The sequence below is a fragment of the Legionella sp. W10-070 genome (genome assembly GCF_900640175.1).
Classification (GTDB): Bacteria; Pseudomonadota; Gammaproteobacteria; order Legionellales; family Legionellaceae; genus Tatlockia.
The window spans coordinates 19,288-37,899 of record NZ_CAAAJC010000001.1 but is presented as its reverse complement, the minus strand read 5'-3'; the positions used below and the strand labels follow the sequence as shown (position 1 = coordinate 37,899).

Below are 18,612 nucleotides of genomic sequence, written 5' to 3'. Positions count from 1 at the left end.
TGGGCTCGTAGGCTGTGTTAAAAAATGCAGGTTAAAACTGCAGGGAGAAACCATGCCAGAGTTTGAAGAGATTCAACAGAATGCGAAAAATTTTTCAGAAAAACTGTCAAGAGCCTATGCAAGGCAACGTTCATTTGGGAGCTTTTTTTGCACTTGTTTTCCTTCTATACCGAATGCTGAATTAGCTCAGGCGGCCTATTTAATACAGCAGATAGCGAAATGCCTTGATTTCTATCCTAATGCAGACAGAGAAACTAAAAAACTGGTATTGATAGGAGTTTATAGTTACGTTTGGTATCAATATGATAATACCGTGCAATGGTTTTTAAACAGGCCGCTGCTGAAATTGCTTCAACAAGATATGAAGATTGATTCCCTGACTCGCCTTGATGCCCGAATATATAATAAGAGCCTGAGCGAATTAAGCCTCTTTTGCAGCTGGGTCTATGAGGAGAGTAATAAATTTCAAGAACTGAATGATTTGTATCATGCTTTCCCCGTTAATATGCAAGGTAACCTTTATCTACAGAAAGATGAAGAAGCTTCGTCTTATCCAGGTTGGGGAACGCCTTTTTCGCATCTGATGATAGGGATTAAAGGTCTATTTTAAGGAGGTTATATGGGTTATGAACCACCATCCTATAATGAATTACATGGTAGCACTGCCGATTTACTCAATTTGTTTAATCGTTTATCTTCGTGTTACCACCCACCGCATAGCAAAATACTTTGTGAAGGGATTAGAAACCTGGAAGGCAGGTACCTTGAGCTTGCCCAGAATAAGGAAAAAGGCTATTCGGATATTGGTTTACGCAAAGAACAATTAACTTGTATTACCCAGTTGCTGGATAAGCTTAGTATTAAAAACTGGAGTACCGAAATATCTGATTTGGAAGAATCGCTTAAAAAAGGAGGCAGGACGGAGGAAGAAATTAAGCAGATCAGGGAGCAAATTAATCAAAAAGAACAGCAGATTAAGCCAGAGCTGGTTATTTTGTTAGGAGCCATTTTTTTCCGCATACTTCGTATAGAGATCTCTTATACAGGATTTTGGGGGGCTGTTAGCTCTTGTGTGGCAAGAACTAGTGAAGACGATAGTGCTCTACAGCAAAGTTTAAAAGAATTGCTGAATATAGCTGGGCAAAATCAGCTTGATAGCTTTACTATCACTCTCTGTTGTAAGGCTTATCTAAATTATCTCAAGCAACCAAATGTTGCTGATATGTTTTCATATATAAAGAAGGATAAAAATAAGTTTTTAAGTAACCTGGAAAGTATCGTTTCAGAGCATGGAAAAAAGGCCAAACCGATGCTTCAACAAATTCAGGTGATCAAATTTGTACAATCCGTATCAACAGCCCTTCTTCAAACTGAGTATGATGCTTACACGACTGCAAATGCGTTGTCAGGATGGATGAAGGCTCGTAAGGAAGATTTTTTTACAACCGAAAAAATTATTAAAGCAATGGATTCTATAAAGCCAAAGCCGACTGAAACAGTAAGATTAATTTTGCGGCATGTGTTTTCTGATAAGTTTTTTTCTAAAGTAACGAAAGAGGATGTTGAGCGCTATGTAGACTCAGAAAATAAACTAACCTGCTTTACTAATGAGGTCGTTAATCAGTTAAAATTGAATAGTCAGTATGCTTTGTTGGGTGCATATTTGATTGCATACGATGAATGCAATCCTGATTATTCCCACTTAAAGTATGCTCTGAATCAAGTGGTTGATATGGACAAGCTAGGTCAAGAGCCAGAAAAGATACAGTCAGCGTTCACTGCTCTTCACAATTATATGACATTGCCAGGAAGACCGGAAATAGATTGCATAACCTGGGGTAGTGAAGATTCGTTAATAAACAGATTAGTGCAGCTAAAAGCTCAGACAGCGCCGACAGTAGCAGCGTTCTTTTAACAATAGTTAGGCCGCAGCAAAATCAAAATGCCTGAAATCAGGCATTTTTGGAGTATATTCGGTATAGAGAGTTACAGCAAAAGGGTTTCCCCTTTTGCTGATTAGGCAACCTTAAACTGCAGGTTCTCATCTTTCCAGCCTACCTCAATTGTATCACCTGATTTAAACTTCCCGGTTAGCAAGTCTTGAGCCAGTGGATTTTCCAGTTTTTGTTGAATGGTTCTTTTCAATGGCCTTGCGCCATAGACAGGATCAAATCCAGCAGCTGCCAGATGAGCAAGTGCTTCTGCGCTGACCTCTAGTGTTATGTTTTGCTCACGAAGCCTCTGCCGCAGATAATCAATTTGAATAGCCGCAATGGCAGCGATTTGCTCTTTCGCTAACGAGTGGAATACTACAGTATCATCGATTCTGTTGATGAATTCAGGACGGAAGTGTTGACTGACAACGCCCATTACAGAGGTTTTAATTTGCTCATAGGTTAATTTGCTTCCCATATCGTGAATGAGGGAAGAGCCCAGATTAGAAGTCATTACAATGACTGTATTACGAAAATCAACCGTTCTGCCATGACCATCAGTCAGTCTTCCATCATCCAGTACCTGCAGGAGAATGTTAAAAACATCACTATGTGCTTTTTCAATTTCATCCAGCAAGATAACCGAATAAGGACGGCGTCGTACAGCTTCAGTCAGATAGCCTCCCTCTTCAAAGCCAACATAACCTGGGGGGGCACCAATTAGCCTGGCAACGGAGTGTTTCTCCATAAATTCAGACATATCGATACGAATCATTGCTTCCTCTGTATCAAAAAGGAAAGCTGCCAGTGCTTTACAAAGTTCTGTCTTACCGACACCAGTAGGGCCAAGAAACAAAAAGGAACCTATCGGGCGTTTAGGATCTGACAAACCGGCACGAGAACGCCGAATGGCATTAGCGACTACATCGACTGCTTCGTTTTGGCCAATGACCCGTTGATGGAGAGCCTCTTCCATATGTAGTAACTTTTCTTTTTCACCTTCCAGCATTTTGGCAACAGGAATACCCGTCCATTTGGAAACCACCTCGGCAATTTCTTCTTCGGTTACCTTGTTGCGAACCAGCTTGGTTTCACTGGCTTCTGCGGTAGAGACTTGCGTCAGTTGTTTTTCAAGTTCTGGAATACGTCCATATTGCAGTTCTGACATTCTTGCAAGATCACCGGCTCTTCTGGCTGCCTCCAGTTCAATCTTTGCTTGTTCCAGCGATTCTTTAATGTGCGTAGCCCCTTGCAAGGTTGCTTTCTCTGCTTTCCATACTTCTTCAAGATCAGAATAATTTTTTTCCAGTTCGGTAATTAATTTCTCCAAGTCTTCCAGGCGCTTTCTGGATGCCTCATCAGTTTCTTTTTTTAATGCTTCACGCTCAATTTTTAGTTGAATCAACTTTCTTTCCAATTTATCGAGGCTTTCGGGCTTGGAATCAATTTCCATACGAATTTGGCTGGCTGCTTCATCGATGAGGTCAATTGCCTTATCGGGGAGTTGCCGGTCACTGATATAACGATGGGATAAGGTGGCTGCAGCAACGATGGCTGGATCGGTAATGTCTACTCCATGATGCACTTCATAACGCTCGCTTAATCCCCTTAGTATGGCAATCGTATCCTCTACACTGGGTTCTTCGACCAAAACCTTTTGAAAGCGGCGCTCAAGGGCGGCATCTTTTTCAATATACTGGCGGTATTCGTCCAATGTGGTGGCGCCGATGCAATGAAGTTCTCCACGGGCTAATGAGGGTTTAAGCATATTACCTGCATCCATTGCACCTTCCGCTTTACCTGCGCCAACCATCGTATGTAATTCATCAATAAATAAAATAATCTGGCCTTCTTGTTTAGCCAAATCATTCAGTACTGCCTTTAAGCGCTCCTCAAACTCCCCGCGAAACTTGGCGCCTGCAATCAATGCCCCCATATCCAGCGACAGTAACCGTTTATCTTTTAAGCCTTCAGGGACTTCTTTATTAATAATGCGTTGCGCCAGGCCTTCTACTATCGCCGTTTTACCCACTCCTGGCTCGCCAATGAGGACAGGATTGTTTTTGGTACGTCTTTGCAGAACCTGAATAGTACGGCGTATTTCATCGTCGCGTCCGATGACTGGATCAAGCTTTCCTTGTTCTGCCCGTTCTGTCAGGTCAATAGTATATTTTTCCAAGGCCTGACGCTGTTCCTCCGCATTGGGGTCGTTGACCGTTTCTCCACCTCGAATATCAGTAATGGCCTGTTCAATTAATTGCTTCTCTGCACCTGCCTGTTTCAGCAATTTGGAAAGGCTTCCTTCTTCACTGAGAGCTGCAAGGATGAACAATTCGCTGGAAATATAACTGTCTTTTCGTTGTTGCGCTAATTTATCTGTAAGATTTAACAGGCGTCCGAGCGCATTGGAGATATGGATATCACCCCCTGTTCCCGATACTTTAGGAAGCTTATCCAATGCCTGGTCAACCAAAGTGCGTAATTGGGATAAATTAACGCCTGCTTTAGTTAACAAGGGTCTACAGCTTCCTCCTTGCTGGTCAAGCAGTGCTTTCATCAGGTGTTCTGGTTCAATGAAACCATTATCCCGTCCCAAAGCCAATGATTGGGCATCAGCCAAAGCCATTTGAAATTTGGAGGTGAGTCTGTCCATTCGCATAACGTAACCCCTCTTTAAAGTGGATGTTTAAAATACTTGATACCTGCCGTAAAATGTGGGTTCATTTATAAAAATCAAGTGGTCAAATCAATGGAAAATAATATATCGTCAACAGAAAAAGCGGATTCACAAACACTATTGAATCAAATTGTTATTGAATATATGCGGGAACAAAAGCGCAAACGGCGTTGGCGCTGGGTGATGCGAGGCATTATTTTCCTGTTTATCATTTCCCTGGTTTATCAGCTTTTTTCTTATGGAGAAGAAAATAAGGCCCAGCGGATTAAACCGCATGCGGGGTTGATTGATGTTAATGGCACTATCTTTGATGCGGATAGCAGCGGGGCAGAGAATTTTGCAAAAGGATTGCAATCAGCGTATAAGAGTGCGGGGTTACGGGCGTTGATACTGCGTATAAACAGTCCGGGTGGAAGCCCTGTGCAGGCCGATTATATGTATAATACCCTGCAGTATTATCGTAGCAAATACCCCCATATTAAAACTTACGCTGTCTGTGTTGACATGTGTGCTTCAGCGGCTTATTACGTTGCTGCAGGAGCAGAGGAAGTCTATGCTAATCCATCGAGCATAGTGGGTTCAATCGGTGTTGTTTATAATGGTTTTGGCTTTGTCGATACCATACAGAAGTTAGGGATAACCCGCCGTTTGCAGACAGCAGGTAAAAATAAAGGGTTCCTGGATCCATTCTCACCTGAATCCCCTGAGCAAGTGCAATTATTACAAACCATGCTTAATATTATTCATCAGCAATTTATTAATAAAGTGAAAGAAGGGCGAGGCAATCGGCTTAAGATTGATGATGATACCTTTTCAGGACTGTTTTGGACCGGTGAACAAGCCAAAGAACGAGGGTTGATTGATGGCTTTGCAAGCGGCGGTCAAATTGCTCGCGAGATGGTACAGGTTGATAGGGTAATAGACTACACCTATAAACAAAGTGTACTGGAGCGTTTCTCTAAAGGCCTGGGGACTGCTATTGCTGACCAGCTACCGCTTGCATTAGGCTTGAAACCAGGGATTAAAGAATAGTCTGTTGTTCCCCTGGCTTCCCGTAGCATCGCGCCTGTGAGTGGTGATATTGCGGGAAATCAGGGGAAGTTAACCCTCATATCCATCAATCAGATTTAGGGTCATGCGCTGAAAATGCGATTTTAACCTTTAATCACCAGCATTAATGTTTGTAGCAGGGCTTTAAAAACCTTTGGGTTTCCTGCAACAACATCTCCTTTCTTCATATAGTCTTCACCGCCGTCCAGACTGCTAATCATGCCGCCTGCTTCCTTGATGATGAGTGAACCAGCTGCTATATCCCAGGGGCGTAGACCAAGTTCCCAAACGCCATCTAAACGTCCACTGGCAATGTATGCGAGATCAAGGGCTGCGGAGCCAGTTCTGCGGATGCCAGCACATTTGCCAATTAATGCTTCAAACGTCGGCAAATAACGTTGCGCCATCTCTACATTGCGGAATGGAAAGCCTGTTCCAAGTAATGCACCGGCTAATTGGGTTTTTTTCGATACGCGAATGCGACGTTCATTTAGCTGGGCTCCACGTCCCCGGCTGGCTGAAAAACATTCATGCCGTAAAGGGTCATAAACGACTGCGTGTTCAATACGGTTTTTTACCCGATGTGCTATGGAAACGGAGAAAAAAGGGAAGCCATGTAAATAGTTAGTAGTGCCATCAAGTGGGTCAATAATCCATACTGAATCTGCATCACCCTTAAAAACACCACTTTCCTCAGCGATAATACCATGCTCTGGGTAAGCTTTATGAATGGTGTTAATGATCGCTTGTTCTGCCTTGACATCCACTTCACTAAAATATTCTTCGTTATCTTTAGCTGTGATTTTTATACGGTCGAGTTGCTCTATATGGCGGATGATGATATCACCGGCAAGACGTGCGGCAGTAATGGCAATGTTTAGTAATGGTTGCATGAGTTTTGCCCTGTTTTCAACAAAGTCAGCGATTCTAGCACATTTTTTTTTGCACGGAGAGAAATCATTACTGTATAGTTGCGATTATTTCTGTCAAAAATTTTTACCTTCGCTGCTGCAAAGAAGCCTGGGTATTTTATTGTTAAGATTTTTTTATGAATTTTTCTTCAATCAGAATAGTGTTAATCTCCACTTCCCATCCAGGTAATATAGGTTCTGCAGCCCGGGCTATGAAGACTATGGGGCTGGATAGACTTTACCTTGTCTCTCCCAAAGCGTTCCCTCATCAAAAAGCGTATGAAATGGCTGCTGGTGCCGACGATATATTAGAGGGCGCTATAGTCACTGATTCTTTGGATGAAGCATTAAAAGGATGTCAACTGATATTAGCAACCAGTGCCAGGCCGCGTGGCATTGCCTTACCGGGATTAACGCCTCGAGAATGTGCTACATTAATTTCAGAAAGGCCTGATTCTACTGAGGTAGCCATTCTTTTTGGGCGTGAACATGCGGGACTTACAAATGAAGAATTATTACGCAGCCATTATCATATTAATATCCCCAGCAATCCGGAGTATAGTTCATTAAATCTTTCTCAAGCTGTGCAGATTATTGCTTATGAATTAAGGATGAAGCTACTGGCGCCGGTTGCTGAAGTGAGTTTGTCTCATGATCGACTGGCAACGGCAGAAGAAGTGGAACAGTTTTACGATCATTTAACTGCGGTGATGACAGCGATTAATTTTTTAAAACCTTCTCGCCCGACAAGACGTTTATTGCAACGGATTCGACGCTTATTTAACCGGGCAAGATTAGAGCATATGGAAGTCACTATTTTACGTGGCATTTTAAGTCATGTACAAAAAGCATTGAAATTTAATAACAGGAAGTGAGTCAGTCAGTATAGGGTATGATTAGACAGGAGTGCATGTATGAATAAATTACCAATTTACCTGGATTATATGGCAACAACACCTGCAGATCCGCGCGTTGTAGAAAAAATGATACAGTTTTTAGGCCCTGATGGGATTTTTGGCAATCCGGCATCTGTTACTCATATCTACGGAAAAAAAGCAGCGGAAGCAGTGGAAGGTGCACGCGAGCAGATTGCCCGGACAATCCATGCCTTGCCGCAAGAGATTGTCTTTACCTCTGGAGCAACGGAGGCCAATAATTTAGCCATTTTGGGTGCTGCCCGCTTTTATCAACGCAAAGGAAAGCATGCCATCACTATGGCAACTGAGCATAAAGCAGTACTTGATACTTTTCATCAGCTGGAAAGGGAAGGTTTCCGGGTAAGCTATTTAGCGCCTCAGCCTGACGGCTTGTTGGATTTGAATACCCTGGAGCAGGCATTGACCGATGAAACTGTTTTGGTTTCTATCATGCATGTCAACAATGAGATTGGTGTAATACAGGATATTGCTGCTATTGGAAAATTGTTACGGGATAAGGGTATTGTTTTTCATGTCGATGCAGCTCAAAGTGCCGGTAAGCTTGAAATAGATATGAATTGTTTACCGGTAGACCTGATGTCCTTTTCTGCCCATAAAAATTACGGCCCTAAGGGGGTTGGTGCTTTATTTGTACGTCATAAACCCCGCATAAGGTTACAGCCTCAATCTTATGGTGGTGGGCATGAAGGGGGGCTGCGCTCAGGAACCTTGGCAACCCATCAGATTGTGGGGATGGGAGAAGCGTTTGCCTTGTCTGAAATGTCTCGGGTAGAAGAGCAAGCGCGAATTTTGCACCTAAGACAGCAACTATGGGATGGCATCAGACATATTCCTGGTGTTCGCTTAAATGGCCATGAACAAAAGCGGGTTGCAGGTAACCTGAATTTAAGTTTCGCAGGGGTTGACGGTGACTCGCTTTTACTGGCATTGCGAGAACTTGCAATTTCGACCACTTCAGCCTGTTCTTCAGCAAGTATACAACCTTCTTATGTGTTAAGATCATTGGGATTGGATGATGAGTTAGCTTATAGTTCGATACGGCTATCTTGTGGTCGTTTTACTACCGAAGAGCAGATACAGAAAGCTATCGCTATAATTTGCCATCAGGTTGGCCGTCTGCATGAAATATCACCACTATGATGTATAATGAACTTGTAGAATCTTGCTTTTTTGCGCCAAAGCATGTTGGAACTATTGATAACTCAAACCCATTAACTGTTCACTGCAGAACTGGGACAATCGGGCGTGAGGATGTGTGTGATTTTTATTTGCTTTGTGATGTCGATGGCCTGGTGCGGAAGGCTCGCTTTAAAGCTTATGGTGATCCCTATTTAATAGCAGCCGCTGAATTAGTATGCAGGCAATTGGAAGGAAGCCAGATCAAGGATCATCCAAGGCTGGACTATGGTTGGTTAGTGCAGCAATTAGAAATACCCAACCCCCGGTATCCTGTTGCGCTTAAAATTGAGGATGGTTATCAGGCGATTGTGACAAAAATGCAAGCAAAATTACAAGAGGAGAAAAAATGTCTGAAGTAATGCAGCATGTGAGCAATTTTACCACGGGTATTACATTGAGTGAGGCTGCCAGGCAGCATGTATTAGCTTACCTGGATAAGCAGGAAGGGAGCAAAGGCTTTCGTTTGTCTGTAAAAAAGACGGGTTGTTCAGGATTATCTTATGTAGTGGATTATGTTTTGGTTCCTCAGGAAACGGATATTGTGCAGCCGCTAACGGAAAAATATCAACTTTGTATCGATAAGGCTAGTTATCCCTACCTTAAAGGAATGCATATTGACTATGTCAAACAGGGACTTAATCACAAATTTATTTTTAATAATCCCAATGAGAAGGGACAGTGCGGCTGTGGCGAAAGTTTCACTGTTGAAGAATAAGTTATAACCAAATGCTGGTTTTAGACGGGGGCAATTAAAATGGCCTGGATGGAGCGTCAGCGAAATCCGGGCAAATGTCAAGGAAAAACCACCACACACGTTCCTGTGTGCCAAATGAGGTATTTTGGCCGGTAAAGTTACGCCACTTTTTTACCGACCTATTGATGTCACCCTGTGCTTTTGCCTCCCTCAAAGGAGTATACGCATCTATTGGCTGGTGGCATCGAGTAATCACAAAGAAAATCATTATTGCCCACATACCCACGACTATAGCTCTACTTAGGCCGCAGGTTGTTACGCTTCGTGTGGATATGTGGACAAAATAAAAAGTCCATACATGTACAAATGTCTAAATATGTTCTATATTGAAGATGCATAGACTGTTTGGGGAATGGTGATGAAACTGGTAGCGAATACGATACCTCCTATTGATAATGAGGTTGTTTGGAAGTCTTTAGCTATGCTTGTTAAGCGATTTGACTTCAAAGAAAAAGAAGCACTTATCCTAATGGGGGACATGCCCCGTTCAACCTACACAACAGGAATAAAAAATAAATCTATAAATCTTGATAGAGACAAAAAAGAACGTGTTTCGTATTTATTAGGTATATATAAAGCACTCCGACTGCTATTTGACGATAGTTCTCAAGCACTATCCTGGATAAACAGAGAAAATTCACTGCCGCCTTTTAATGGTAAGACACCTAAAGAATATATGCTTGAGGGAAGTATAGTCAGGCTGGCAGAGGTTCGTAAATTTTTAGATTATTGGCGAGGGTATTAAGCGTGTATAGCTATAAAGAAATATCACAAAAAATACATCGGCTTATTCCTTCAAAATTTCCCTCTGTCCTGCTCTTCGATTGGGTTGGGACAAAAGAAGAACTGGAACAAATTGCTGCTTTGGAGGGATTAACAAATCCTCGCTTGGAAGACGAGCTCGGTAATATTATCCTTGTGTCAAAAGATGAATGGATTGGTGGCGAAGGCACTACCCCCATTATGGCCGCATTTACCCATATTGGCTACGAATCCAGGTTTAGCGATGGCACCTTTGGCGTATATTATGCTGCTGACTCAGTAGAAACCGCTATAAAAGAAACGCTTTTTCATCGGGAACGATTTTATCGTGCTTCAAATGAAGCGGCTTGCTCAATAACCATGAGAGAATACATTACACATGTGGTTCAACCTTTGATAGAGCTAACTCCAGAGCATCATCCAGAATGTTTTAATCCTGATCCAGAGTGCTATTCAGGAAGCCAAAAAGTGGCCGGTGAATTAAAAAATCAGAATGAATGGGGAATTTATTACCCAAGTATTCGTGATACACAAGGAAGTTGCGTTGCCGTATTAAGGCCAAAAGCGCTCAAATATCCTGTGATGCAAGGCGCTCATTATAAATATATGTGGGATGGCTCATCGATTTATGATGTTTATAAAGAGAGACGGTTGAGAAATATTGTTTAACCGACAATGTTTCTGAGAGGTAATTTGAGGGTCGTCCGGGATTCTGATGAAAGATCGTTTGATGTTCATATTTAATTCAATTTAAATTCCACCCTCAATTTATCCTATTTACCGTCATTGGAAATAACCCAAGACTCAGATTGTAAAATAAAGTTTATTTTCTTAAGTCGGTTGGCGATCTGTTACTCCCCAAGCCCCGTTTTGAAATGAAGCTCCTCTGTTGACTTGGGAATCTCAGATAATATATTTTCTTTTAATTCATTGAATACTTTATATGCAGATCTTACAGCGCTATTCATAGAAGCTGGATGTCCTATTGATGTGTATTCGCCAATAAAAAATATATTACCGACTTTACGCCCCATTTCTTCACTTCCTTTGTCCTGGCAATAAATTTGGATAGGTCCCTTGCTGATAAGGTTGCTTAGACCAAAAAAGAAATCGGTGGTTTGTTCGTTTGAGCCTTTTTAAATTGCTCACCATATATATACATTGGGTCGATTAATCCGAGATGAAATAGCTGACCTTACTTCGAATTAACCTTATTAAGTAATTTCTCGCATAGATTTCTTCTTATCGAGCCGATAAACGGCTAAAAAAAGATCGGTTGATTGTTAAATGTGTTATTAGTGCAAAAACTGCTTGAAAAATTCTGCTTTTTTACTTAAGCTTTCCTTAATAAATGAATATCATTAAAACAATATTTACATACTTTGTGATGTTTGATAATATATCGAGCATGATAATTTTGATATAGCATTTATCAGAATGCAGTAATTAAATTTTAATTTGGCGTTGGAGAGGAACAGATGAGTGCAGTTATGCAACAAGTTGAGAAAAATAGCGAAGCGTTAACCCAGCAGGTTGTTAATGCCGTAAAGGGCTATTTAAATAATGTGGGAAACAAAGAGGGTAATTTAAATCTTTATCAATTAATTGTTGAGGAAGTTGAGGCTCCGCTGTTTCGTACCGTAATGGAATTAACACGCTATAATCAATCTAAAGCAGCCAGAGTGCTTGGTGTAAGTCGGGGCACCTTGCGCACTAAGTTAAAGCGTTATTTTGATGATGAATTTATTGGCACTCGAGATTAATTCCCTGGTCTTTGGTTGTTCACTCTGCTAATATAATCTAAAGTCGGTCAGGCAATCGCTTTTTGCTGCTGCAAGAAGAGGAAAGTCCGGGCTCCTTAGGGTAGGATGCCAGGTAACTCCTGGGAAGTGTGAGCTTACGGAAAGTGCCACAGAAAATATACCGCCTGCTCCGTTAACCAGGTTAATAGAGCAGGTAAGGGTGAAATGGTGCGGTAAGAGCGCACCGCGCGATTGGTAACAGTCGTGGCAGGGAAAACCCCATCCGGAGCAAGACCAAATAGGAATCCATCCCGCTGCAAGGTGGGACGTATGACCCATACGGGATTCGGGTAGGTCGCTTGAGGTATGTGGTGACGCATATCCTAGATGAATGATTGTCCACGACAGAACCCGGCTTATCGACCGACTTTTTTCTTATTCTCTTGATTCTTAATCTAACTGGACTTACCATCGCCCATTTCTACTGTTGAGTATCGGCTATGATGCTATGTATTGATGTGGGTAATTCTCATATTTATGGGGGGGTATTTGCCGGAGAGGAAATACGTTTACGTTTTCGCCATACCTCACAAGTGAGTACTTCTGATGAGCTGGGCATTTTTCTTAAATCGGTATTAAGGGAAAATCAGTGCTCCCCTGAGGCGATTAATGAAATTGCAATCTGCTCAGTGGTGCCACAACTCGATTATTCTCTGCGTGCTGCCTGTGTAAAATATTTTTCAGTAGAGCCTTTTTTGCTTCAGGCTGGAGTAAAAACGGGATTAAATATCAAATACCGTAATCCGCTTGAGGTGGGTGCAGACAGAATAGCCAATGCCATTGCTGCAACGCATTCTTTCCCTGGGAAAAATGTTATTGTTATTGATTTTGGCACGGCAACGACATTTTGTGTCATTAATAAACAGAAAGCCTATTTAGGCGGGGCAATTTTACCTGGCGTGCGGTTATCTGTCGATGCCCTATCAACGAAAACGGCCAAGTTGCCATCGGTTGAAATTGTAAAAATAGAACAAGCCGTGGGACGCTCAACCATTGAAAGCATCCAGTCAGGTGTTTTTTATGGCGCATTAGGCGCATGCCGAGAGTTAATTGCCCGTATTAGAGAAGAAACATTTGTTGATGATGAAGTTTTAGTTTTAGCTACAGGCGGGTTTGCTTCATTATTTGATAAGCAAGGCATTTATGATTACCTGATTCCTGATTTGGTATTGCAGGGGATTCGGCTGGCTGCTGAATTAAACAATTAAATCGAACTCATTTAGGGTTTGTTGACAATTGGAACCAGGACCTACGTTCCGCGCTTTATGCGCGGAATCTAGTCTCAAACCTTATCAAGAGGATGGTTGGTTTCGTGTGGTTTGCGTGGATCTCGCGCATAAAGCGCGGGAAGTGGGCAGTTTAAGTTGAAATGTCAACAGACTCTAGAGGTTGGGACGATCCTAATCCAGGATTTTATTCTTGCTGATTGATGTCCCGCGACAAGGTTGCGGGGCTGTAGCTGAGAAACCGCAATTAGCTGACTCAATCACCGTTAATTTCAATAAAATTATTTCCGATTTATCTTTATTCATTGTGATTATTATCTAGACATTTTCGTTCAGAGAGAATAGTATTGCCTGATTTTTTATTTAAAAAACTCATTTTAGGGTTGACGCTTGGGAAATAGTGTTTCTATAGTGTATAAAAGTGGTATAAAATATTAAAAAAGTGGAGAATTGTGGGAGGTTTATTAGCCTGCCATAAAAATATAGCCATGTTTCGCGGAATTAATGCCATCACTATTGACGGAAAAGGTCGCCTTGCTGTACCGACGCGCTATCGAGATGCGTTAGGTGCCAGAGATAAGGCGGCATTGGTAGTGACCATTGATACAGAGGAAACCTGCTTGCTGTTATATCCGGTGGCCGAATGGCAGGTTATTGAAAGCAAGCTGCAGAGCTTGCCAAGTTTTAATGTTGCAGCCCGTCGAATCCAGCGTTTATTGATCGGGCATGCAACAGATGTAGAGCTGGATGGTAATGGCCGTGTTTTGCTGCCTCCTTTGTTAAGAGATTATGCCCGTCTTGATAAGCGGGTTGTAATGATTGGGCAAGGTAATAAATTTGAAGTTTGGGATGAAACACTGTGGCAATCACGACGTGAACAGTGGTTAGAGGAAGAGGCCTCAAAGGAAGATGGATTACCTGATGAAATGAAAACTTTTTCTTTGTAATTGGAAAATAACTATGACGGCGCATCGATCTGTATTGTTGCAGGAAGCAATAGATAGCTTGGCGATCAAGGCAGATGGCATTTATATTGATGGAACTTTCGGTCGTGGTGGTCATAGTCATGCCATTTTACAGAACTTATCCGCATCAGGGAGGCTGATTGCGATTGATAAGGATCCTGAAGCGATTGAGTATGCCAGGCAGAATTTCTCGGCAGACAAGCGTTTCCAGATTTATCATGGCTCCTTTGCCAGCCTTGCCGAGTTTGCCAGACAGGCCAATGTTTATGGTCATGTGGATGGTATTTTACTGGATCTGGGGGTATCTTCCCCACAGTTGGACAATCCAGCTCGCGGGTTTAGTTTTATGCAGCCAGGACCACTGGATATGCGTATGAATTCACAACAGCATTTCAATGCTGCCCAATTTATCAATGAAACCAGTGCCGAGGACATGGCGGTTGTCTTTAGAGAATATGGTGAGGAACGTTTTGCTAAACGTATTGCGCAAGCAATTGTAGCAGCAAGGGGTGAAGCACCCATTGAAACCACTGAATCGTTAGCTGAAATTGTGAAACAGGCCAATCCCAGATGGGAAAAGCACAAGCATCCTGCAACTCGTGTATTCCAGGCGATTCGTATTTATGTGAATCAGGAGTTGAATGACTTGACCGCTTGTCTTGAAGCAGCGATTGATGCATTAGCTGTAGGCGGCCGTTTGGTAGTGATCAGTTTTCACTCATTAGAAGATCGTATTGTCAAACAGTTTATGCGTAATAAAGAGCAGGGAATCCGTCCCCCTCCCGGAGTTCCGATCCGTGACGAAGAAATTAAAACAAACTTCAGAAGAGCAGGCAAGGCTATAAAAGCCAGTGAGGACGAGCTTAAACAAAACACCAGAGCTCGTAGTGCAGTCCTACGAACAGGGGAGAAGATAGCATGAATGCAGCAGCCAGGGCGATTCATCAAAGTAATCTTTTTAATGGCCATTTGTCAGATATGCGTCTCTCTAAGCAGCTTTGTTTTGTTTTAACTTTGTTATTAACGGTTCTCATTAGTGCCCTTGCTGTGGTTTATGTAACCAATGAGCATCGAATCAGCTTTAGCCAGCTGCAACGTATTGAGCAGCAGGCACATCAATTGCAGTTGCAGTGGGGACAGTTACTATTGGAGCAGGCGAGTTTATCAACGCCTGCAAGAGTAGAATTGCTTGCAATTGAAAAATTACAAATGAAACTGCCTGTCGATAAAGAAACCTTTGTATTACAGACGAAATGAAAAATAGAGGCCATCAGGCACGGTTGGCAACCGTGTTGTTTTTTTTCGCCTTTTTGCTAGGTGCTTTGTTGTGGCGGATAGTTGATTTAACTGTATTTCATCGCCAGTTTTTACAAGTACAAGGTGATGCGCGCAGTGTCAGGGTTGTGGATATTCCTGCTTATCGTGGAATGATCACAGACAGGCAGGGAACCCCGCTTGCGGTAAGCACTCCGGTACAGTCAGTATGGGTAAATCCGAAGTCATTTTCTCCTGATCCCAGGCAATTATCTGAATTATCCCGCTTAATTGGTATCAGAGAAAAAACATTATTAGCCCGTGTTAAACAGGCTGGCAATCGAGAGTTTCTTTATTTAAGCCGTCAGTTGCCACCTATGCAGGCAAGAAAGATTGACCAGCTTAAAATTCCAGGATTAAATTTTCAGCAGGAATTTAAACGATATTATCCGGCGGGTGACAGTGCTGCTCAATTACTTGGTTTTACAAATATTGATGATATCGGCATTGAAGGGTTAGAACTTGCCTATCAGGATTGGTTAATGGGTGTTAATGGTAAGAAGCGGATTTTAAAGGATCGCATAGGGCAAGTGATTGAAGAATTAGATGTCCTCAAGGAACCTCGTCCGGGACATGACCTTGTTTTAAGTATTGATAACCGAATTCAATACCTTGCTTATCATGAGCTACAAAATACTCTGGAAAAATTTGCGGCAAAATCAGGATCGGTTGTTGTCGTTGATACAACCAATGGCGAAATACTTGCTGCTGTCAATGCGCCTTCGTTTAACCCTAATGCACGTGGGCACTATACCCTTGACCGTTATCGTAACAAGGCAATCACTGATGTCTTTGAACCTGGTTCGGTGATAAAGCCTTTCAGTATAGCCAGTGCCTTGGAGAGTGGCCATATTAAACCAGATACAATTATTGATACTCGCCCCAGTTGGATGGTAGTGCATGGGCGCACCATTCGTGATGTCCACAATTATGGTGTTCTCGATGTCACTGGTGTTTTACAGCATTCAAGTAACGTAGGGGTTACTAAAATGATTTTACAAAGCCCACCTGAACAGTTGATTGGCTTGTTTCAGCGTTGTGGATTTGGGGAAAGGACAGAGAGTGGTTATCCTGGGGAAAGTGATGGCTCGATTGTGCATGTTAAAGATGCCAATCCCTTTGTATTGGCTACCTTGGGGTTTGGCTATGGTTTATCGGTTACAGCGGTTCAATTGGCCAAAGCTTATCTTGTTTTTGCCAATCAGGGGAAAGCACTGCCCGTGACGTTGCTTCATAATCAACCACCGATAGCTGCTGAGCAAGTAATTAATAAAAAAACTGCCAATCAGGTACTGGCTATGATGGAGGCGGTGCTTGGCAATGAGGGAACTGGGAAATTGGCAAGGGTTCCTGGTTACAGGGTGGCAGGTAAAACAGGCACAGCTCGAATCGCAGGGAAGAAAGGGTATGAAGTCAATCGCCATATTGCAAGCTTTGTTGGTATAGCACCAGTTTCCAAACCACGATTGGTTGTGGTTGTTGTTATTCATGAACCAACAAAAGTAAGTTATTATGGTTCCCAGGTTGCAGCCCCTCTTTTTGCACAGGTAATGTCCGGGGCGTTGCGAATGCTGGATGTTCCTCCTGATAAACAACACCATGAGGCTTTATGAAACTTGCTGAATTGATGCGTCCCTGGACTGACCGGGCAATCCCCGATTGCGAAATTTTGGGATTGCATAATGACAGTCGGCAAATCAAACCTGGCTTTTTATTTTTTGCTTACCCTGGTTTTCAAACCGATGGACGGTTATTTATTCCACAGGCAGTCAGCGCTGGTGCTTCAGCAATTGTTTATGAGCCTGATAATTGGCCGAAGAATTGCCAGCTACCCACAACTGCCATTTGTATCCCCCTGTCCGGACTTGCAAAAAAACTGGCAGGGATTGCGAGTCATTTTTATGAACACCCAACCAAAAAACTAACGGTTACCGGGGTAACCGGTACAAACGGGAAAACAACCATCGCTTATCAATTAGCGCAAGCGCATAACTTGCTTGGCGAGCATTCTGCCTATATAGGGACTTTGGGGCAGGGAAAGGTTACAGCGTTGGAAGCTTTGGTCAATACAACGCCGGATGCACTTTGCCTGCAGCATTTTTTATCCAACTATCAGAAAAACTCGATTAGGCAAGTCTGCATGGAGGTATCTTCCCATGCTCTGTGCCAACAGCGAGTCGATGGCATTGATTTTCAGCAGGCTATTTTTACCAATTTAAGCCATGAACATCTGGATTATCATCTCACGATGGAAGCTTATGCTGCTGCGAAAAGGCAGTTATTTGCAAAATCAACCTTGCAGTGGGCTATTGTCAATCACGATGATCATTATCACCAAATTATGAAAAAGGCAGTGGTTGCGACAGATTGTAAGATAATTGGCTATGGGATAAAAGAAAGGGCGGATGTGCGGGCGATTGATTGGAGCATTAGTCTGGAAGGGACTTATCTTAAGGTTATGTCTCCCTGGGGAGACATTCAACTTACCATCAATGCCTTAGGATTTTTCAATATATATAACTCATTAGCTATTTTTTCGAGCTTGATGACCTATGGTTATCCGATTGATAGTGTTGTATCAGTGATGACAAAGCTACAGGCTGCACCTGGACGCATGGAGGTTATAACTCAAAAGCCTTATATGATTGTCGATTATGCCCATACTCCCGATGCCTTAGAAAATGTATTGCTCACCCTGGTCAAGATAAAGAAAGGACGTATTTTGGTGGTATTTGGTTGTGGTGGTAATCGGGATAAGAACAAACGGCCATTGATGGGAAAAATTGCCAGTCAATACGCAGATGTTGTTATCATCACCAGTGATAATCCCAGGAATGAAGAGCCATTGATGATTATTGATGAAATTGATGCTGGCATTATCTCCAAGACTAATCTTTATAAAATTGCCGACAGAGAGCAGGCTATCGCTAAAGCCATCAATTTGGCAGATAAAGAAGACATTATCTTAATTGCCGGCAAAGGGCATGAAGATTACCAACAAATTGGCGATATTCGTTACCCATTCTCTGACCAAATGGTCATTCAACGTTTGGTATCCGGGCAATCAGCCTAATCCTGGTACCGTTTCCATTTAGTTTTG

19 protein-coding genes and 1 other RNA gene are annotated in these 18,612 nt (G+C 42.5%); 17 read left to right on the top strand and 3 right to left on the bottom strand.

Features of this window, described 5'->3' with window-relative positions; genetic code table 11:
• Window positions 1-52 precede the first annotated feature (52 nt).
• Window positions 53-610 (top strand): hypothetical protein, encoded by a 558-nt coding sequence (locus E1O65_RS00145; protein ID WP_133131572.1) that lies wholly within the window; start codon window positions 53-55, stop codon window positions 608-610.
• Window positions 611-619: 9 nt separating this feature from the next.
• Window positions 620-1,915 carry a hypothetical protein gene (locus E1O65_RS00140; RefSeq protein WP_133131571.1) on the top strand — a complete coding sequence of 432 codons (1,296 nt, stop codon included), beginning with the start codon at window positions 620-622 and terminating at the stop codon, window positions 1,913-1,915.
• A 101-nt stretch (window positions 1,916-2,016) separates the two neighbouring features.
• On the opposite strand, the gene clpB is transcribed toward E1O65_RS00140, so the two are convergent.
• On the bottom strand, window positions 2,017-4,593 hold the full coding sequence (clpB, locus tag E1O65_RS00135; protein WP_133131570.1) for an ATP-dependent chaperone ClpB: 2,577 nt from the start codon (window positions 4,591-4,593) through the stop codon (window positions 2,017-2,019).
• 90 nt (window positions 4,594-4,683) lie between these two features.
• On the opposite strand from clpB, the gene E1O65_RS00130 reads away from it, so the two are divergent.
• A complete protein-coding gene (locus E1O65_RS00130; RefSeq protein ID WP_133131569.1) occupies window positions 4,684-5,643 on the top strand; it encodes a S49 family peptidase in 960 nt (319 codons plus the stop codon).
• Between the two features lie 122 nt (window positions 5,644-5,765).
• On the opposite strand, the gene E1O65_RS00125 is transcribed toward E1O65_RS00130, so the two are convergent.
• Window positions 5,766-6,554 (bottom strand): inositol monophosphatase family protein, encoded by a 789-nt coding sequence (locus E1O65_RS00125; protein WP_133131568.1) that lies wholly within the window; start codon window positions 6,552-6,554, stop codon window positions 5,766-5,768.
• 155 nt (window positions 6,555-6,709) lie between these two features.
• Between E1O65_RS00125 and E1O65_RS00120 the strand changes: the two genes are divergently transcribed.
• From E1O65_RS00120 to E1O65_RS00095, 6 genes are all read left to right on the top strand, one after another.
• Complete coding sequence (locus E1O65_RS00120; RefSeq protein ID WP_133131567.1) at window positions 6,710-7,447, top strand: RNA methyltransferase; 738 nt, start codon at window positions 6,710-6,712, stop codon at window positions 7,445-7,447.
• Window positions 7,448-7,486: 39 nt separating this feature from the next.
• Window positions 7,487-8,650 (top strand): IscS subfamily cysteine desulfurase, encoded by a 1,164-nt coding sequence (locus E1O65_RS00115; protein ID WP_133131566.1) that lies wholly within the window; start codon window positions 7,487-7,489, stop codon window positions 8,648-8,650.
• The gene (locus E1O65_RS00110) at window positions 8,647-9,048 is read left to right on the top strand and encodes an iron-sulfur cluster assembly scaffold protein (protein WP_133131565.1); all 402 of its coding nucleotides are present in this window, start codon (window positions 8,647-8,649) and stop codon (window positions 9,046-9,048) included. The genes E1O65_RS00115 and E1O65_RS00110 overlap by 4 nt, the downstream gene beginning before the upstream one ends.
• The gene (locus E1O65_RS00105) at window positions 9,036-9,404 is read left to right on the top strand and encodes an iron-sulfur cluster assembly accessory protein (protein ID WP_133131564.1); all 369 of its coding nucleotides are present in this window, start codon (window positions 9,036-9,038) and stop codon (window positions 9,402-9,404) included. The genes E1O65_RS00110 and E1O65_RS00105 overlap by 13 nt, the downstream gene beginning before the upstream one ends.
• Window positions 9,405-9,801: 397 nt before the next feature.
• Window positions 9,802-10,188, top strand: coding sequence for an MbcA/ParS/Xre antitoxin family protein (locus tag E1O65_RS00100; protein ID WP_133131563.1), 387 nt, complete (start codon window positions 9,802-9,804; stop codon window positions 10,186-10,188).
• A 2-nt stretch (window positions 10,189-10,190) separates the two neighbouring features.
• The gene (locus tag E1O65_RS00095; RefSeq protein ID WP_133131562.1) at window positions 10,191-10,874 is read left to right on the top strand and encodes an RES family NAD+ phosphorylase; all 684 of its coding nucleotides are present in this window, start codon (window positions 10,191-10,193) and stop codon (window positions 10,872-10,874) included.
• Window positions 10,875-11,056: 182 nt separating this feature from the next.
• Here the strand turns inward: E1O65_RS00095 and E1O65_RS00090 are convergent, their stop codons facing one another.
• A complete protein-coding gene (locus E1O65_RS00090; RefSeq protein ID WP_133131561.1) occupies window positions 11,057-11,239 on the bottom strand; it encodes a hypothetical protein in 183 nt (60 codons plus the stop codon).
• A 444-nt stretch (window positions 11,240-11,683) separates the two neighbouring features.
• Between E1O65_RS00090 and E1O65_RS00085 the strand changes: the two genes are divergently transcribed.
• From E1O65_RS00085 to E1O65_RS00050, 8 genes are all read left to right on the top strand, one after another.
• Window positions 11,684-11,968, top strand: coding sequence for a helix-turn-helix domain-containing protein (locus tag E1O65_RS00085; protein WP_133131560.1), 285 nt, complete (start codon window positions 11,684-11,686; stop codon window positions 11,966-11,968).
• A gap of 39 nt (window positions 11,969-12,007) precedes the next feature.
• Window positions 12,008-12,382, top strand: an RNA gene (gene rnpB / locus E1O65_RS00080) — RNase P RNA component class A.
• A gap of 65 nt (window positions 12,383-12,447) precedes the next feature.
• A complete protein-coding gene (locus tag E1O65_RS00075) occupies window positions 12,448-13,215 on the top strand; it encodes a type III pantothenate kinase (protein WP_133131559.1) in 768 nt (255 codons plus the stop codon).
• A 506-nt stretch (window positions 13,216-13,721) separates the two neighbouring features.
• Window positions 13,722-14,180, top strand: coding sequence for a division/cell wall cluster transcriptional repressor MraZ (gene mraZ / locus E1O65_RS00070; protein ID WP_133131726.1), 459 nt, complete (start codon window positions 13,722-13,724; stop codon window positions 14,178-14,180).
• Between the two features lie 13 nt (window positions 14,181-14,193).
• Window positions 14,194-15,120, top strand: a complete 927-nt coding sequence (gene rsmH / locus E1O65_RS00065; RefSeq protein WP_133131558.1) for a 16S rRNA (cytosine(1402)-N(4))-methyltransferase RsmH — start codon at window positions 14,194-14,196, stop codon at window positions 15,118-15,120.
• Entirely contained in the window at window positions 15,117-15,455 is a 339-nt protein-coding gene (gene ftsL / locus E1O65_RS00060) for a cell division protein FtsL (RefSeq protein ID WP_133131557.1), read from the top strand. The genes rsmH and ftsL overlap by 4 nt, the downstream gene beginning before the upstream one ends.
• Entirely contained in the window at window positions 15,452-17,125 is a 1,674-nt protein-coding gene (locus tag E1O65_RS00055; RefSeq protein ID WP_133131556.1) for a penicillin-binding protein 2, read from the top strand. The genes ftsL and E1O65_RS00055 overlap by 4 nt, the downstream gene beginning before the upstream one ends.
• Window positions 17,122-18,585 carry a UDP-N-acetylmuramoyl-L-alanyl-D-glutamate--2,6-diaminopimelate ligase gene (locus E1O65_RS00050; protein ID WP_133131555.1) on the top strand — a complete coding sequence of 488 codons (1,464 nt, stop codon included), beginning with the start codon at window positions 17,122-17,124 and terminating at the stop codon, window positions 18,583-18,585. Before E1O65_RS00055 ends, E1O65_RS00050 begins: the two co-directional genes overlap by 4 nt.
• Window positions 18,586-18,612 lie beyond the last annotated feature (27 nt).

What these genes read in the sequence shown, in the direction of transcription:
- E1O65_RS00145 (WP_133131572.1), top strand. Translation starts at nt 53, where the DNA reads ATGCCAGAGTTTGAAGAGATTCAACAGAATGCGAAAAATTTTTCAGAA.
- E1O65_RS00140 (WP_133131571.1), top strand. Translation starts at nt 620, where the DNA reads ATGGGTTATGAACCACCATCCTATAATGAATTACATGGTAGCACTGCC.
- clpB (WP_133131570.1), bottom strand. Translation starts at nt 4,593, where the DNA reads ATGCGAATGGACAGACTCACCTCCAAATTTCAAATGGCTTTGGCTGAT.
- E1O65_RS00130 (WP_133131569.1), top strand. Translation starts at nt 4,684, where the DNA reads ATGGAAAATAATATATCGTCAACAGAAAAAGCGGATTCACAAACACTA.
- E1O65_RS00125 (WP_133131568.1), bottom strand. Translation starts at nt 6,554, where the DNA reads ATGCAACCATTACTAAACATTGCCATTACTGCCGCACGTCTTGCCGGT.
- E1O65_RS00120 (WP_133131567.1), top strand. Translation starts at nt 6,710, where the DNA reads ATGAATTTTTCTTCAATCAGAATAGTGTTAATCTCCACTTCCCATCCA.
- E1O65_RS00115 (WP_133131566.1), top strand. Translation starts at nt 7,487, where the DNA reads ATGAATAAATTACCAATTTACCTGGATTATATGGCAACAACACCTGCA.
- E1O65_RS00110 (WP_133131565.1), top strand. Translation starts at nt 8,647, where the DNA reads ATGATGTATAATGAACTTGTAGAATCTTGCTTTTTTGCGCCAAAGCAT.
- E1O65_RS00105 (WP_133131564.1), top strand. Translation starts at nt 9,036, where the DNA reads ATGTCTGAAGTAATGCAGCATGTGAGCAATTTTACCACGGGTATTACA.
- E1O65_RS00100 (WP_133131563.1), top strand. Translation starts at nt 9,802, where the DNA reads ATGAAACTGGTAGCGAATACGATACCTCCTATTGATAATGAGGTTGTT.
- E1O65_RS00090 (WP_133131561.1), bottom strand. Translation starts at nt 11,239, where the DNA reads ATGGGGCGTAAAGTCGGTAATATATTTTTTATTGGCGAATACACATCA.
- E1O65_RS00085 (WP_133131560.1), top strand. Translation starts at nt 11,684, where the DNA reads ATGAGTGCAGTTATGCAACAAGTTGAGAAAAATAGCGAAGCGTTAACC.
- E1O65_RS00075 (WP_133131559.1), top strand. Translation starts at nt 12,448, where the DNA reads ATGATGCTATGTATTGATGTGGGTAATTCTCATATTTATGGGGGGGTA.
- mraZ (WP_133131726.1), top strand. Translation starts at nt 13,722, where the DNA reads ATGTTTCGCGGAATTAATGCCATCACTATTGACGGAAAAGGTCGCCTT.
- rsmH (WP_133131558.1), top strand. Translation starts at nt 14,194, where the DNA reads ATGACGGCGCATCGATCTGTATTGTTGCAGGAAGCAATAGATAGCTTG.
- ftsL (WP_133131557.1), top strand. Translation starts at nt 15,117, where the DNA reads ATGAATGCAGCAGCCAGGGCGATTCATCAAAGTAATCTTTTTAATGGC.
- E1O65_RS00055 (WP_133131556.1), top strand. Translation starts at nt 15,452, where the DNA reads ATGAAAAATAGAGGCCATCAGGCACGGTTGGCAACCGTGTTGTTTTTT.
- E1O65_RS00050 (WP_133131555.1), top strand. Translation starts at nt 17,122, where the DNA reads ATGAAACTTGCTGAATTGATGCGTCCCTGGACTGACCGGGCAATCCCC.